12 protein-coding genes are annotated in these 15625 nt (G+C 31.1%); 1 reads left to right on the top strand and 11 read right to left on the bottom strand.

Features of this window, described 5'->3' with window-relative positions; all coding sequences use genetic code 11:
* Positions 1 to 145: 145 nt before the first annotated feature.
* The 4 genes from L0669_RS21980 to L0669_RS21965 form a co-directional block, all read right to left on the bottom strand.
* On the bottom strand, positions 146 to 3100 hold the full coding sequence (locus tag L0669_RS21980; RefSeq protein ID WP_263759977.1) for an SPRY domain-containing protein: 2955 nt from the start codon (positions 3098 to 3100) through the stop codon (positions 146 to 148).
* A 1-nt stretch (position 3101) separates the two neighbouring features.
* Entirely contained in the window at positions 3102 to 3404 is a 303-nt protein-coding gene (locus L0669_RS21975) for a hypothetical protein (RefSeq protein ID WP_263759976.1), read from the bottom strand.
* A gap of 407 nt (positions 3405 to 3811) precedes the next feature.
* The gene (locus tag L0669_RS21970) at positions 3812 to 5881 is read right to left on the bottom strand and encodes a leucine-rich repeat domain-containing protein (protein WP_263759975.1); all 2070 of its coding nucleotides are present in this window, start codon (positions 5879 to 5881) and stop codon (positions 3812 to 3814) included.
* A 259-nt stretch (positions 5882 to 6140) separates the two neighbouring features.
* On the bottom strand, positions 6141 to 7925 hold the full coding sequence (locus L0669_RS21965) for a hypothetical protein (RefSeq protein ID WP_263759974.1): 1785 nt from the start codon (positions 7923 to 7925) through the stop codon (positions 6141 to 6143).
* A 380-nt stretch (positions 7926 to 8305) separates the two neighbouring features.
* Here L0669_RS21965 and L0669_RS21960 point away from each other — a divergent pair, with 380 nt between their 5' ends.
* Positions 8306 to 9118: a leucine-rich repeat domain-containing protein gene (locus tag L0669_RS21960; protein ID WP_263759973.1), complete on the top strand. Its 813-nt coding sequence runs from the start codon at positions 8306 to 8308 to the stop codon at positions 9116 to 9118.
* A gap of 34 nt (positions 9119 to 9152) precedes the next feature.
* Here the strand turns inward: L0669_RS21960 and L0669_RS21955 are convergent, their stop codons facing one another.
* The 7 genes from L0669_RS21955 to L0669_RS21925 form a co-directional block, all read right to left on the bottom strand.
* Positions 9153 to 10964 carry a hypothetical protein gene (locus L0669_RS21955; protein ID WP_263759972.1) on the bottom strand — a complete coding sequence of 604 codons (1812 nt, stop codon included), beginning with the start codon at positions 10962 to 10964 and terminating at the stop codon, positions 9153 to 9155.
* Complete coding sequence (locus tag L0669_RS21950) at positions 10961 to 13138, bottom strand: hypothetical protein (RefSeq protein WP_263759971.1); 2178 nt, start codon at positions 13136 to 13138, stop codon at positions 10961 to 10963. The genes L0669_RS21955 and L0669_RS21950 overlap by 4 nt, the downstream gene beginning before the upstream one ends.
* A gap of 25 nt (positions 13139 to 13163) precedes the next feature.
* Positions 13164 to 13664, bottom strand: coding sequence for a hypothetical protein (locus tag L0669_RS21945; RefSeq protein ID WP_263759970.1), 501 nt, complete (start codon positions 13662 to 13664; stop codon positions 13164 to 13166).
* 21 nt (positions 13665 to 13685) lie between these two features.
* A complete protein-coding gene (locus tag L0669_RS21940) occupies positions 13686 to 14144 on the bottom strand; it encodes a CHAP domain-containing protein (RefSeq protein WP_263759969.1) in 459 nt (152 codons plus the stop codon).
* Complete coding sequence (locus L0669_RS21935; RefSeq protein WP_263759968.1) at positions 14141 to 14428, bottom strand: cell wall anchor protein; 288 nt, start codon at positions 14426 to 14428, stop codon at positions 14141 to 14143. The genes L0669_RS21940 and L0669_RS21935 overlap by 4 nt, the downstream gene beginning before the upstream one ends.
* Before the next feature lie 318 nt (positions 14429 to 14746).
* On the bottom strand, positions 14747 to 14992 hold the full coding sequence (locus L0669_RS21930; RefSeq protein WP_053471137.1) for a hypothetical protein: 246 nt from the start codon (positions 14990 to 14992) through the stop codon (positions 14747 to 14749).
* 432 nt (positions 14993 to 15424) lie between these two features.
* Positions 15425 to 15625 carry a hypothetical protein gene (locus L0669_RS21925; protein ID WP_053471136.1) on the bottom strand — a complete coding sequence of 67 codons (201 nt, stop codon included), beginning with the start codon at positions 15623 to 15625 and terminating at the stop codon, positions 15425 to 15427.

Here is a 15625-nt window from a genome sequence, read left to right as displayed (position 1 = left end):
AAATCAGATTAAGTTGTGATGTTCTTATGCATTAGAAGTAATTCGTAAGTAAAATGACTTTTTTAAGAAAAGATTTGGGCAAAAAGGAAGATGTTTTTTGTTATTTACAAAACTTCAAAGTTCAATTTAAAAAATATTCTGATTTTTATTTATTAATATATCCGTTAAAAGGATAAGTTTCACCTTCATTTCGTTGAAACTCTGAATAAGTTGTGAAGGGAGTAAATTTGAATTGTTTAACTTTCATTTCGACACTGTCAAAATTAGCTTTCATTCCGCCATCTGTGCCTATTTCTCCACCTGCCCAGGCTTTTTGAGGATTTACCAGCCAAGGTTTACCGGCTAATGGTGAAGATGGAAACCAAAGACCAAAAGTAAAAAAGCCACTTATATCAGGTATTGTATCGCCTTTTAATGAATTGGTATTTGTTTGTTTTAAAACGCCATCAATATAGTATTCTACCTTATCAGGATGCCAGTCAAATCTTAGCTTATGATAATTACCATCAGCAATATTAAAACCAACCGGGGTTAGGTTATCCCGATATTCTTCCCAATAAGAAGGATCGGTAGTGGCAACATCCCAGTTTTGAAGTTCTCCCCTCCATGTATTTGCTTTAAAATTAGAAAGACTTGGATTTGATAATGTACCTCCATTCAAATGTGATGGAAATTCAATATCAATTTCGTGATTTCGTGTAATATAATACCCATCTTCAAGATTTCCCTGCTCATGTAAACCTTCATTACCAGTTGCTGATCTTTCTAAAGTAATCTCAATTTTGCTAAATGTATCACCCGCTTTTAAAACTTTTGTTGGGTTGTAATAAATAACACTTGGCTCTATTCCTATACAAGTATAAACAGTTTGTGATGCATCCTGATCAATTACAAATTTATCACCAATATTATAATTGGTTCCGTAACTAATTATACCATAATCATCAATGATTTTATTGATGGTGTAACCGGATTGTATAACATTAATAACTTCTTTAGTTTCATAAGCATTCCCCATATATTGCATATATCTGGGATCACCCTGATAAATTTCATTATAAAAAAAGGTCCACATTGCATAACAACAACCTAGCTGATTTGGAATTAAAACATCAATTTCATAAGAACCAAATCCAGTTCTTTTATTATAAGCAACACATCCACCAACTCTATTTATCCAGGGCTGACTGTATTTTGGATCCTCTGCATCGCTATGGAATTTTTTTATTCCTTCACGCGTTACACCCTGAACAGTTCCTGTATAATTATCACCATTTCCCCTAAAGATTAATTCTCCGTTTTTGATATAAACATTTTCTGGTACAACGCCTCCGTTTGCGCCACCCCAGGCACGATTAAAAGCATAGTAATTATTTGATAAAGTTGTACTATTATCAAAATTATCTGTAAAAGCTTCTGTATGAAGTTTAATTTCAGAAATATTCAATGGAAATCTATAGCTTTCTACTGTATCAAAATATCTGACAAATATTTCATAATCTCCGTATTCAATTGTTTCGGGTATAGTTACTGTTATAAAATTATTTGTTACTGAGGGTATCCATTGCTCTGAAATGATGGTTTGAATGTTGTTTGATTTATTCAGCAGAATAACATCTGGATCTGTCCTTTTTAGTAATTTGGTAATGCTTAGATTTGAAATTGGTGAGTTTGATACAAAAACATATTTATAACCTGTGCCCGGTACAGAATAATTGAATAATCCGTTATACGTAGTTGTTTCGGGCATTTCGATTGCAGTCGGATCAGGACATGGGTATAACCATTCTGATGCTTTAATTCTTATAGTTGCATTTGTATTAATATCTCCGGCCACCATAAATTCAACATCTCCGGTTATTGAAGTTGTACTTGTTCCCAATAATACATTGTTCTTATAAAAGATAGCAGTACCAGAATTCGAATCGTATACGCAGCCAATGGTGTCACCAGTTGTAAAAGTTCTTGCTCCAGCTCCCCAGGTTGTTCCGCCACCTGTTTGTTTGTTAAAAGTTCGAGAATTAGAACTTATTGACCAGCCAGCTATACCTACGGCAGTTGTCTGGCTCAACGCAGCATCACCCAGACCTACCCAAACCACACCATCTGATATATTATCTATCCTTGTTTCAAAATAGAATTTTCCTGTATTTGGTGTTATTTTATTACTGGTTCTCGCTGTTCCTGCCCCGGCAGCGTTTGCTTTTATGGTTCTGTCATTATTGCTAAGTGTATATCTGGCTGCAGTTTTGGTTGTAGAAAATGTCTGTGGCAGGTATATTGTATTTGTATATTTAAATGAAGTACCCACTTTTATAGGAATATCAGAAAGAGGAGCAGGCATCGATTGAGTAGAGGTTACTACTGGTACAGTTGAGTTCTTTAAATATATTTTGGTTACATTATTTGTTCTCGTTATGACATAATAATTCCATCCCACATTAATTGAATTAGCAGGTGCTTGAATTAAAGCTGAAAAATAATTGTACCATATTTTTTGTTGTAATCTCCCATCTGAAGATACAACTATTTCCATTCCATTTGCCCTGTCTCCAAACGAAACAACGGGTATTACATCAGTTCCGGTTGGTAGTGAAGGTATGAAAAACCAGTTTGATAAATTATAATCTTTCTCACCAGTTGTGCCAAAAACACCCCGCGCATCCAAATCTTTTGGAAGTTCAAAATAATCTGAAGAGGTTTCAATTTTCATGCATTTTTTACCACCCATTAGGGCAGAAACTTGCGGGGAGCCATTAAAAGATCCGCTTGCAAAGTTTTCAAATAAATCTGATGCAGTTCTTTCTAGTTCGAAATAGCCACCAATTCTGGGAGAAACCAATTGATAGTCTTTTAAATTTTTACCATAAATATTCAAACTATTTTTTCTTTCAAGCGTATAGCCTTCTAAATATCGAACATAAAAGTCAGCAGACATGTCAATAGGATTCTTTGTATAAATAAGTCTCCAGTATCCATTATCTCCAATAAACTTAAAATCCTGATCCTTCCAATTATTATCGACTCCGATGTATCTTTTTGAAATTTTCTTGAAAACCCCGTCAACACCTATATATCCGTTGTTATTATTTGTATCCATATTATAAAGTATATAATATCCACTCTTCACCATTGGCGGGAATTCCGGTTGGTGTATGAGTTGAAACTGTTTTTTTAGGAAGTTGGGGTACTTCAAGATTATCAATTAAGTCTTTTAGTACTTTTCCTTGCCTTGCATCTAAAGCTTTTCCTTCGACAGTATAGTCAAGACCGTTGTAGCCATCTGTTTTAAGATTGTTTATATCGCTAAACTCTAATTCACCATTTTGATTAGTTTTTAAAACTTTGTTTTGCTGATTTGTTTCTAAATCTGCAACTCTGATTCTGTTGTGATTTGTATTCATTTTTAATTATTTTTTTTAAGGTTAAAAATTTCAGACCTATTCTCAATTGCATTTACAGCTAACCATAATTAATCGAGGGAGAGATTATCTTAAAGAAAGACGTTTTTTACTTTTTGTAGAAGTACAATAGTAACCTGAAGAATGTTGTTTTAAAATTTTACTATCTGTGTTAATTAATTTAGTTCATTTATTATATTACTTTAAAAACAGGCAAGTAATAAGTAGCTATGACTTAGAAAAAAAAAAGGGAAGAGTAGAAACTTATTAGTTTTAATTTCAAATAGGTTTTTAAACAACTCAAAGATTTTTTGTCTTTGAGTTGTTTTTTGCCTAATCTATTTTAGAAAAATACAAGTTTTACGTTTAATAGCATGACGGTCAAGTCAAAGAAGTAGCAAGAAATGTATTTATAAAAAAGGATATGGAGTTTTTGTTATTGTCCAGCTTAAATCTTCTAACATTGATTCAGTATTTGTTCCATCTATCGATCCAGCTGTGTTTCCGGCATATAATAAACCCTCTTCAGTTACTAAAGAATTGATCCATTTTGTATTGGTGTTCCAACCAGTAGTGGTAATTGGATTATTTTCAAGATTTAAGGTATTTATTTCACTAGGAAACCAGGTTGGATTAAAATTTATAATTTTATTATTTCCTAAATTTAATTCATGGAGGGTGTCGTTTAAAAACTGAGGATTAAATGTAACTATCTTATTATTTTGCAATAAAACAATTTCTAAATCATCTCCTGCTAAATATTTAGGATTAAAATCAACAAAATCATTATCATTTAATTCTAATCGTTTTAATGCCCATGGTAATTGTTTACCTGGCAAGAAATCATCCATTTTATTGTGAGATAATTTTAAAACTTTTATTCCATCTGGCAATTCTCCTGTTATATCAAAATTCGAAAATGAATTATGAGAAAGGTCTAATAATAATAGATTTGTTTGATGCACGGAATAGGATTCCCAATCGCTTAAATTATTATTTGATAAAAGAAGTATTTCAAGAAATTTAGGCACAACCATTGAAAAGCTCACTATTTTGTTTTTATTAAGATTAAGGATCTTTAAAGTAGTTGGCATTTCTATAGTATCACCAAAAGTACATAGTAGATTTTCTTCAAGATTTAATTCAATAAGTGAATTAGGAAGTCCTTTTATAGGTTCAAATTCACTTAGTTTATTATTATTTAGAATTAATTTTTTTAATGTTTCAGGAAGCGTATCGTATGGATTTAGTTTTGTTATTAAATTATTTGACAATATTAGATTCTCTAATAGAGACGGTAATGTATTTGGATTAAATTCAGTCAATTTGTTATTTGACAAATCAATATCTGTTACAGCAGATAAATAAGTCAAATTAATTCTAGCTAATTGTATGTTTGACAAATTGATAACTTTAATTGTTGTAGCATCGTTTGTTGAAAAACTAACAAAATTTTGATAAACATTTACTTTAGTAAAGTGTGAGGAACCCTTTGATGTAAAAAAAATATTCCAATCATCAATACTATTTATATTATTAATTCCCAGAGCAGCAAAAGCATTAGTATTAATGAACTCTAAACTCATATATCCGGGATTTTTTGTAATTGCTATATATGCAGTGTCACTATTTGTAGTAACAGGTATACTATAATAATCTCCCGCTTTTAAGTTTGCTGCCAAAGCTTCACCATTGTTTTTGAATTCTCCTTTTAATTCTATACCTGCTTTTCCAACAATTAATTTACTTCGTATTCCTTCATGTGTTTCCCAAAGCTGCCCATTTTCATCACGCTCTATTGCTCCATTTTGCGGCGTTGTTGTTAATGAGCCATTCGGAATAATTAAAGATGGTGTCGTAATTGTCCCTGCTGCTGTTTTAACAAAATCATTTACAATAGAAATTGTTCCTGATTTATTAGGCAGGGTTAGTGTTCTGTTTTGATTTGGAGCTATAGGTTTAAGTAAAGTTGAATACCCGTTAGCAGTTGACCATTTAACAGTTTCGAATCCATATTCAGCTTTACAGACACCATTATTTACTTCATTTAATTTTGCAACAAACATGTTTTGAAGCATTTCAGTTGTATAGTTGCTCGTACTGTCACTAACTTTTAGACCTTTGGAAAAATTCCAAACAGCTTTTATGATTTGAGTTTGAGCTACGACCCAATTCCACCAATTAAATAATTTAGATCTACTAACAACTTTATTGTCTTCTGTAACTGAATTTGTTATTTGTGTTTCTGCATCAGACGCAAGATTTACGGTTTTGTTATCAATCATCTCTTTTAATACTTTTCCTTGTCTGGCATCCAGGGCTTTACCTTCGGTGCTGCAATCAAGTGCATTGTAGTTTTCTGTTTGAAGATTGCTTACATCGCTAAACTCTAGTTCACCATTCAGGTTAGTTATTAAAATTTTGTTATGCTGATTTGTTTCTAAATCGGCCACTTTAATTCTGTTGTGATTTGTACTCATTTTTAATTAATTATTACGGGTTTATAAATTACAGGCGTATATTCAGTTATTTAAGGGCGTAACCGTAATTAATTCAGGTTGAGGTGTCTTCAAAAGATTTTTTTAATCTTTTGAACATTCATAACCTGAAAAATTATTGTTTAAAAATTGTGTTAGTGGCGTCACAATATGGTTGATTTTACAGTTTTGTAAATGAGGGGTAATAGGTCTGACTTTAGAAAAGCCAATAATTAGGTTGTAAAATTTATGATTTTACATTTTAAGGTTTTTGAAAAAGTGTGCGATTCCCTGTTATTTTATAAAAAGCTTTTGAGGGAAGATTTGAATCTGCATCAGCATCTGTATCATTTGCATAACTTGGAGGGGTTAGGTATACAAAAGATCCATTTTCATCAAGATAAACTCGCATTTTCTCAACTTGCATGTCAGTTCCTGATACAGTTTTTTGGCCAGTGTAAAATTCTACACGGCTTTTTCCGGTTCCTTTTCCAGTTCCTGCTTTTACCTTATTAGTTCCTCCATCAAGATCATTAGTTCCGGTAAGTGCAGAATTAATTTTCCAATTTAATACAGTATTATTCGCAAAGCCTTCTCCCGTATATACATCATTGTTAATATCTGTGGCTATCATTGATGGGCCATAGTTACTTGCCGGAACTGTTTGAAAAAACACAAAGTTTCCAGAATCATTAGCTCTAATTGAAATATTTCCTCTAGACTCTGTCACATACATATCATTTGAAGGTGTAATGCACATACTCTTATTTGGTGTAGAAGGCACATTTCCAGCTAGCGTATCAGTAAATGCTCCAGTTGCATTAGTTTGCTTATACAATTTTGTACCTTGCATGTAATATACGTTGTTAAGATTTGAATAAGTTATAGCATCATAAGTTCCTGCTAAAACTCCTTGATTTACTCCTGATCCTGTTCCATTTATTAGTTTAAAAATTCCTACTCCATTTTGATAATAATACACATCATTTGAATTAAATGAACATGCTATTTTTGTTGCAAAAATTCCTGTATCTACAAAATTACCTGTTCTTCCAGTTCTTTTATAAATCTTATAACCATTACATCCATAAGCATCTCCATTTTGTGTAACTCCTGACGTATGTGCTTCTTGAAGAGAATTTGTAAAACCAGATATATCAGAAGCACTAAAAATAGATGATCCGCTAGGTCTAAACCATATTACTGACCTATTCGCACTAAGTAAATACATATCTCCATTTGGGTCAGCCCAAACTGTTATCGCATATAATCCTGCCGTTGCTGTATAGGGATTAAAATCTGTAGGAGCATAATTTATTGCCCTGCCTGCGGATAAAGTTAAATCTCTACCTTTTGTGGTATTAGTGGATTCTTCAATTCCTATTTCTCTATTATTTTGATTTCCTAAAGTAATATCTTTTAACAGCGTCCTATTTGTATTATCTATCCCTATGCATGTTCCATCGTCTTTAATTCTGCTGTTTCCAACTTGTGTACCATCTGCATTATTGTATTTTGGGACATAATTTTGAGTTCCTGTAGCAATAATATTCGTTGGCAAATCCGAAGTCATTGCAACAGTTCCGCTTTTATCAGGAAAAGTCCAGGTTCTTGATGCTGTAGCGGTACTTGCAATAAATGATGTAAAAGTGTTTGCTGCGTTTCGTAAACCTAACATTAAGTTCAAGAAAGTTTTTACTCCAGAAACTGTTTGAGCTGTAGTGGTGTCCATATCTGGTGTTGCAATATTACCATTGCCAAATATTGAATTTCCTCCTATCGTTTTAAATAGAGATTTAAAGTTTGCCCATGTCATCATTCGGGCTAAAGAACCAATTAGAAAAGGCAATTTGTCTTTGTCAGCGATTGTATTGACAGTTTGCAATGAGTCTTGGAATGCTCCAAAATTTTCATCGGTAAGATTTGGCTGAGAATTATTTTCTGCATCGCTAAACTCCAATTTACCATCTAGGTTGGTTTTCAAAATTTTATTTGGATGATTTGTTTCTAAATCAGCGACTTTAATTCTGTTGTGGTTTGTACTCATTTTTTAATTAATTTTTTATGGGGTTAAAAATAATTGGTAGTATTTGTGGTATGTCGTTGTAAAATAATAAGTTATTGTTTTGATGTGACTTTGAAAAAGGTCAATAGGAGAGTGGCGAAACTTATAGATTAAGTTTCCAGAGTTTTTTTAAATATATTTTTTTGAGTTTAAGAGATTTGCTTTTCTCTTTTGATTTAAAAACAACTCAAAGATTTTTGTCTTTGAGTTGTTTTTGTGCTATGTGCTAATGAGTACTTCTGGTTACATTTGTAAATATAATAGGTAATGCATTTTTCTTTTGAAAAAACTTACAAATATGTTGTTCCAAAATGATTTAATTTATAAACTTGCATATAATAATTGACATTTTAAAAATAATAATGGTAAAAAATATATTTACAACTCAAAAGAAGAATAATAAAGTTTTGATTAGGATAATAATTCTTTTTGTAATGCTTATAATAAGCAATATGAGTTATAGTTGTTTGAAAAAAAATGATCCCCCTCCAATGTATGCTGAAATACCAGATGTAAATTTTAAAGCTTATTTAAAAACAATAGTACCATTAGCATTTACCCCTGATGATAAGTTTATTTCGAATCACCCTTCTGTTATTTCTTATGATGGGATAATGAATATCAGTAAAAAAAACATTACTTCTTTGTCTGGTATTGAATATTTTGTTTCTTTAACAAAAATTGATTGTTCGGACAATAAAATCATAGCTCTAAATTTAACCAAAAATAAGGGTTTAACAAATCTCTACTGTACTTACAATAAATTAGCATATCTTGATTTAAGCAACAATACAAATTTACAAGATCTAAATTGTAGTAGCAATCAGCTTACAATACTTGATCTTAGTAAAAATATTAATTTAACGAAACTTTTATGTTATGGAAACCGTATTACAACAATTAAACTTGGTGAAAATGGGGTTTTAAGGAAAATTTATTGTCCTTATAATCAAATTACTATTTTAGATGTAAGTAAAAATAAATCTTTGATTGAACTTAATTGTAAAGAAAATCTAAGAAATACAATAATCATTGTAGACCCAGACAAATTATCTCGACTATATATAGATAGTTTTATCAAGTGTAATCATCCAAGTATTAAGGCTTTTAAGGATAGAGGAGGTAATTTATATGGTACTTTTTCTGAAGTTATACCGCCATTTACATGTCAATAATTATCTAAACTAATTACGTTGTAAATTGTTTCTATTAGTTTTGATTCTTTAGATATTTATATCTATTAAATTCTTTTTCGATTAGGTCAATATCATTACTTATAATGTTAAATGCTTCAATATTTTCATTTGGATATTGAATAGACATAAAATTTTTAAAATCATCTCTAACACCCTTTGCTGAAAGAATTGTTTCAAATTGAGAAAGAACTTTAATTTTATCTTTTATGGTTTGTGCTTCTGAAATAGCGTCTTTTATCCCTTTTAATCCGTATATAGATGATAGTAAATAATAATAACTTAAAAATTCTTTCCCTTTTTTATATGGTTTATCCGCTGTAGATTTTGACTCATCAAATTTTTTAATTTGATCTTCTAGCCCAGCACCTAATGTATTACTTGCTAAAGTAAACCCTAGTCCAATTGATTCATAAAATATCTCAATAAAAGAAGCAGCTTGATAAATTTTGAGAATAGGAAATATTACCCCTGCAAATGTTGCTCCTCTTTCTATTAGATTAATTATATTTTGAGTATCCTCATTTTGATCTATTAGCCATTTTAGGGCAAAGGCAGGTATTGGCATAACACTGCCATAAGGAATATTTAATCCATTAAACTCTTGATTAGTTAAAAAAGGAGATACATATACTACATCATCATAATTCAATACAGTTAAATCATCTTTTATAACATTTTCATATTTTTTATATTCTATTCGGTTAAAATAATTAATGTAATTGTATCTATATTGTACTGCTGATTTGATTTTTATCAAAAGGTTGTCTGTTACTTCAATATTATATTTAGTTCCTAATCGGAAAGGACCTGTTCCTTTTTCCTTCTCCTCATCAAGATCAAAATAAGTATAATGTCCCATTTCCCAAGTTCCTTTCTCAAGAAAACCAATAGGATATAATTTGTCTTCTTTGAAACCGTTTTGTAAGTCTGTAAGGTTTTTTGTCCAATAAAATGAACCTATTAATGTTTTTAATAATATATCATAAAGCTTATTAGGTAGTTTATCCTTATAAATTTGAAGAATACTTTTTCCTAATGAACTATCAATTGTAAACATATAATGATACAAATTAATAGCATCTTCTTTGTTTATATTAGTAAGAAGAAAAGTAAACAATTCATATTCATCAACTTTATTTGTTCCTTCAATACCGTCAATAATAATTGGCCAGTATAAGGAATAAACCATATAGTTTAAAATTTTTTTTCTGTCTTCAAAAGAAAGTTCAGATTGATATATCCTTGGATCATATAAACTCAACCAATAAAAATTACCTAAAATAGCTTGATCTTTGGCCGCATTAAATCGTATTTTCCATTGGGGGTGAGATTCATTTAAAAAGCTATTAAAAGCAGGAGCACTAAATTCATCAACTATAATATTCATAGAGTAACTACGTGTTGCTCTTTTGTCAATATCCATTGAGGTATCGCTATACCATTCAGAATATGTTTGATGATTATAGTGTGAAGGGAAAATATATCTTTTATAATTATGCCCGTCTTTTACATAGTCATTAATAATTGCAGGAGTCATTAATCCGTTTGGATCGTCAATGAGTTCAAAATTTGAAGAATTAGGATTCGGCTTTTTATAAAAATAAAGCTGAAGTGTTTTTTGTTTTAAATCTGAACTGTAGCTTTTAGCGTAATCAACTATGATGCTTTCAAATTTAAAACTAAAATTACCTGATAATTGGATATATTCATTTTCAATTTCTTTATCTTGATCAATATCAGCATTTATATTAAAATAGATTGCTGATTTTCTTAGTGTAAAATATTTTATAAGTTCTAGCTGTCTTGCTATTTTTTTTGCATTCATATTATGTCGGTTGTATTAATGATTCTGCCTGTAATAGATTTTTCTTCATATTCAGTATAGCTTGCAGTAGTTAAGAAATTATGACTTATTCCATATACATAGATTGGGGCGGGGGGCATTATAACTGATAGTTTTCCGTCGTTATTTTCAAACACAATTCCAAGAGAGTATTTGAGATAATTTGTATTCATTTCTAAACTCGAAGTTGAATTTTCAGAATCTTCTTTTAAATAGATGTTGACATTTGATGAATTATTAGGAACTATTCCTTTTAAAGTGTTTAATTCATCCTCAGTTATACCTAAATTGTAGTAGTCAAAATCTAAATTATCTTTAAGATTTAATGACAATATTTTAATATCGGTATCCAAATCTTTAATCATGTAATGTTTTAGGTTGTAATCTTTAGAACCATACAATGAAGAAAAGTAATTTGAATAATCAGTTAAATTAGGATCTATATTTGCTTTTTTAGAAAACACTCCTTGTGCAAATACTTCGGATTTGTGAATAGAGAATTCATCTAAAGTTTCAACTTTTTTTGCGATGAATAATACTCTTTCTTTAGAAAAAGTTTCTATATTGGAGTTTGGATTTGCTATTTCTTTCTTGCCTTTCTGAAATACTACAAGACCATTTAGCACAGATTCGTTCATATAGTTAGAGAATCCTTTGTAATTGATTAAAGATTCTCTGTTAAAAGAAGCAGTTAGGAAATTTTGGTTATTATTAAAAACAGGTCTTATGGTTAAATTTGGAAAGATGTTATTATACAAAGAATGTCTTTTTTTATCTCCCCATACGATATAGTTATTTGCTGAAGAAAAGTCTAGTTCTTTACCAACATAGACAAGTCTGATTAAGGAACTAATATTTTTCTTTTGCCCACTTTCACTAATGTTAGTAACTTTAAATGATATTGTTTTAGTGAAATTTGAGTCAATATTATTGCTTTCAGGATCTAAAAGATTTTCTTTAATCACAAAGTTCCTTTCGGATTTAATATTGATTAAACCGGTTGAAACATATAACGTAATTTCTTCATAAAGTGAAGAGGTTGTTAATCCTATAGATATGTCGTTATGGTCATTTGAGTTTGTTTGACTGTTTTCAAAAATAAGAACAGGCCAATTTAAATTTCCATATTTTGTTTCAATTAAATTAGCGGAGGTTCCTATTTTAATGTCGTTATCATTTGTTTCCGATAATTTGTAATTGTTGTAAAAGTTATATGAACGATGTCTGTTACTTTGAATGTATAAATAGACTTTATTTTTATTAAAGAAATTATATAATAAATCACTATAGATTGTAGTTCCTGTCTTTGAAACAGTATCTCCTGAAGAAGTAGTTATTTCTATTTTACCTTCGTTAGAAAAAGCTCCATAAAACGCAGCGATATCAACAAATTGCGTACTTTGTTCGCGCTCTAATTTTTTCTTATAATCTGTAGTGCCAATTGTAATAATTTTTGCAGTTGCTTGACGGGCATATCCTAAATCAAAAACAAATTCGCCATTTGTTAAATTGTTTTTATAGTCGCCATAATTTAAGACAACATCAATTCCGCTTTCACCTTCAGCAAAATTCCCTAAAGATTTTCCCATATCAATCATAGGAAGTTCGAAAGGATCTTTTTCTTCAACTGTACCATTTTTATCTTCAAATTGAGATTCTTTAAAAAAGACATCTGAAAGTAAAGTACTGTCTGGAAATTTAAGATCATAACCAATATAAGAGGCTTTAAATGGAGGAACAAGAATCTCCGTAATCGTTTCGCCATTTTTAACTTTTCGGCCTTCATGAAAAGCTAAAAAATCTTTATTTATCTTGTCGATAAAATCAGAATACGTTCCTTCATTTTTAATGACTAAAGGATCTGTATCATTAATAAAAAAATCACTTTTCTGTAAGCCTCTATAAATAAAATATTTGATATTTAATCCCGGAAATGGTTGTTTGTAAGGTCTAAGAATTAAATTTACTTTGTTAGAATTGCCAGTTTGCGGCTGAATTAAAACAACACCTTTACAAATGGAATAGGCTTTTTTAGAAGAAGCTAAAGAAAAACTGGAAGTGAGGTTAAACTGATCACTTGAGACGGGGCCGAAGGCTTGTTCCTTACTTTGCGTAAGCCCTCCTGACTCTATAAAAAAATGAGACTGTGCAGACATATTTATGTATTATTTAAAGTTTGATTTATTTAAACCACAAAGGCTTATAGATTTTGTACACGAATCTTGCAATTAGAAATAGAAGTATAAGAAGCAGCAGTCTTCCCATCCAGATTTGCACTTTTTGCCAGAAACTTAAATGATTGACAAACTTGGTAATCGTGATTGTTTTTTCCTGAACATCTTTTACCTGTTTCGATTTCCAGAACGCGTAGAGTTCTTGTTCTTTCAGGTCGCAGTCAACGCTGAGTTTATTGTTATCAAGTCGAACCCTTGGGCTTTTTAATGTACGCCCTGGTTCGGCCTGAATAACATTTTTAAGAACTACTTTTCCGTTAATACAATCTAGTAATGCGTTGTAAGAACTGCTGTCTTTAGCAATTTTAAAAACAGTATCATGTAGTGTTTCTGTGATAGTGATGGTTTGTACTTTATTTTCGGTTTGCATCGGTTTCGGACTTCGGCATGAAATCACGATTAGGATAAGAAATAATGAAACAGCGAAGCATTTTAGTTTGTTAGTCATAAATAGAATTGGTTTTTAAATTTAGTTTTGCAGACGTAAAAAGCCTTTTACACTTTTTATATCTCGTTTTCTTCTGGCTACTTTATACCCCTCACGGCCGCCTGTATCATTTGTGTTTCCTTCGATGGTATAAATTGTGCTTCCGGCTATTTTTTCTACAAATCCGGCATGGCCTGTACCATTCTTGAAGTCCAGAATGAAAATATCTCCAGGCTGAGGTATCTTTTTTACCAATAGAGGTCTCGAATTGTATTGATCCAGAACACCTCCAGTTTTCTTTAAAGGATTTTTAGCATTTATTTGAAGCGCTGCTTTCTGTGTGCACCAATAGATGAAAGCCATGCACCAGGCATATCCTTTTGAAAGTCCTACGCTTCTTAAGTAAATTTCGACTTCAGGGCCGGAGTTGCTGTTTCTGGGAATTTCTTCGACACCAATTTGTGCCGTGGCGATTTCTAAGGTTTTTTGGGTTAGTGTCATGAATTTTTTCCGTTTAGTTGTTTAAATTTTTGCAATTCATCAACCAGCTGCTGGTTGATAAGCATAAGTTCTTTGTGCTGTATTTCCATTTTTTTTATGGTATCTGTAGCTGAGGTAAGTCGGGCAGTAAGATCATCGAGAAGGTCACGGTAATATTTTACGGCACTTACGGCGTTGTCAAGTTCAGCGGCTCTGTCTTCGGCCAGTGATTTTCGCATAGAAAAAAACCAGGTAATAAAAGCGGCAAAAAATGCGGTTAGAGTGGGGTATAGAAATTGCTCCATTGAATGTGTTAATGTTGAATGTTAGGTTAAATATGTTTGTGAGAAAACAACAGAAGCGTGTTGTTTTTTTAAGAAAGTACAATCCTAAGAACAGTAGTTAAGTTCTTGTGGTTCTTTTGTTTTGAGATTGCAAAGATTGGGTAAAAAAAGCCCTAAAAAAAACGAATGCAAGGTGTGTGAACATTTGTATTCTAGGGCTTTACATAGTTGTAAGGAAAGCGAACAGAGCTCGTTTTTAAAGTAGAAAACCACTCATCTTTGCACCATAAAAACAATGTTTTTTACAGGTTAAAAGATTCGCTTTCTTTTTTATAATGATTAAGAAGACTTTTCCTGATTGCTCATAAGTTCTTCTATTTTTTTTAATTCTGAAGTAATAGGTGTACAAAGAATTTCATACAAAGTAGTTCGTGAAATTGGATAAACCGGATAAACGTATTTACGCCATACTACCGTAGTAGGAATATCTTCCGTTTTATGTTTTTGATACAATTCTTTAACAAGTTTGTAACGCAGTAATTTATTTTTTTGAATTCCGAGGCTTCTGTTTGAAGATATAGGCATGAGATAATATTTAGAGTGATAGAAAATGAAGAAGATTTTTTGAAAAGAGAAGAGTTATTAAAATGAAGATTTAATCATGATAAAAAATATTTGAATACTAAATGATGACATAAAGAATTACAGCAGCCAAACCATTTAATCTTTTTTAAGTAATGGTTTTTCTACTTCAATTGCCATTTTTTGAACCTCGTTCTGAGGTGATATTTGTTAAAGATTATTTTTTAACAATTGGGGTCAGTACACTTCCTATCATGATCTCGTTCCACAGCTCTAAAGACTGGGAACTTTATAGAAAGAATGGTTTTTGGCTGCTTTTTTGGGTAAAAACCGCCCATCTTCGGTTCCTGTTTTCTTTCAAAAGAAGTGATAAACAGGAACCATTTTTTTATGCCTGCTAAAGTTATTTAGAATGCAGGTAGTAAGGGATCTTTTTCAGCCTTTGTAAGTAGCTGTTGTATGTTTTTTAAATCTCGGATTTTTAATTACGATGCTTTCATACTGGTTAAAAGCCTGCCGTTCTTTATTGGATAAATCATTTTTGCAGTTCCAGTTTCCGAGTCCATCTTTAAAAATAGTGTGTTCATTAACCTTGTAACTTTCGTGATCTGTAATTGGTTTTATTTTTACGCTCAT

Source organism: Flavobacterium bizetiae (assembly GCF_024271895.1).
GTDB lineage: Bacteria > Bacteroidota > Bacteroidia > Flavobacteriales > Flavobacteriaceae > Flavobacterium > Flavobacterium bizetiae.
The sequence above is the reverse complement of the archived record's forward strand: the minus strand, read 5'-3'. Positions and strand labels throughout refer to the sequence as shown.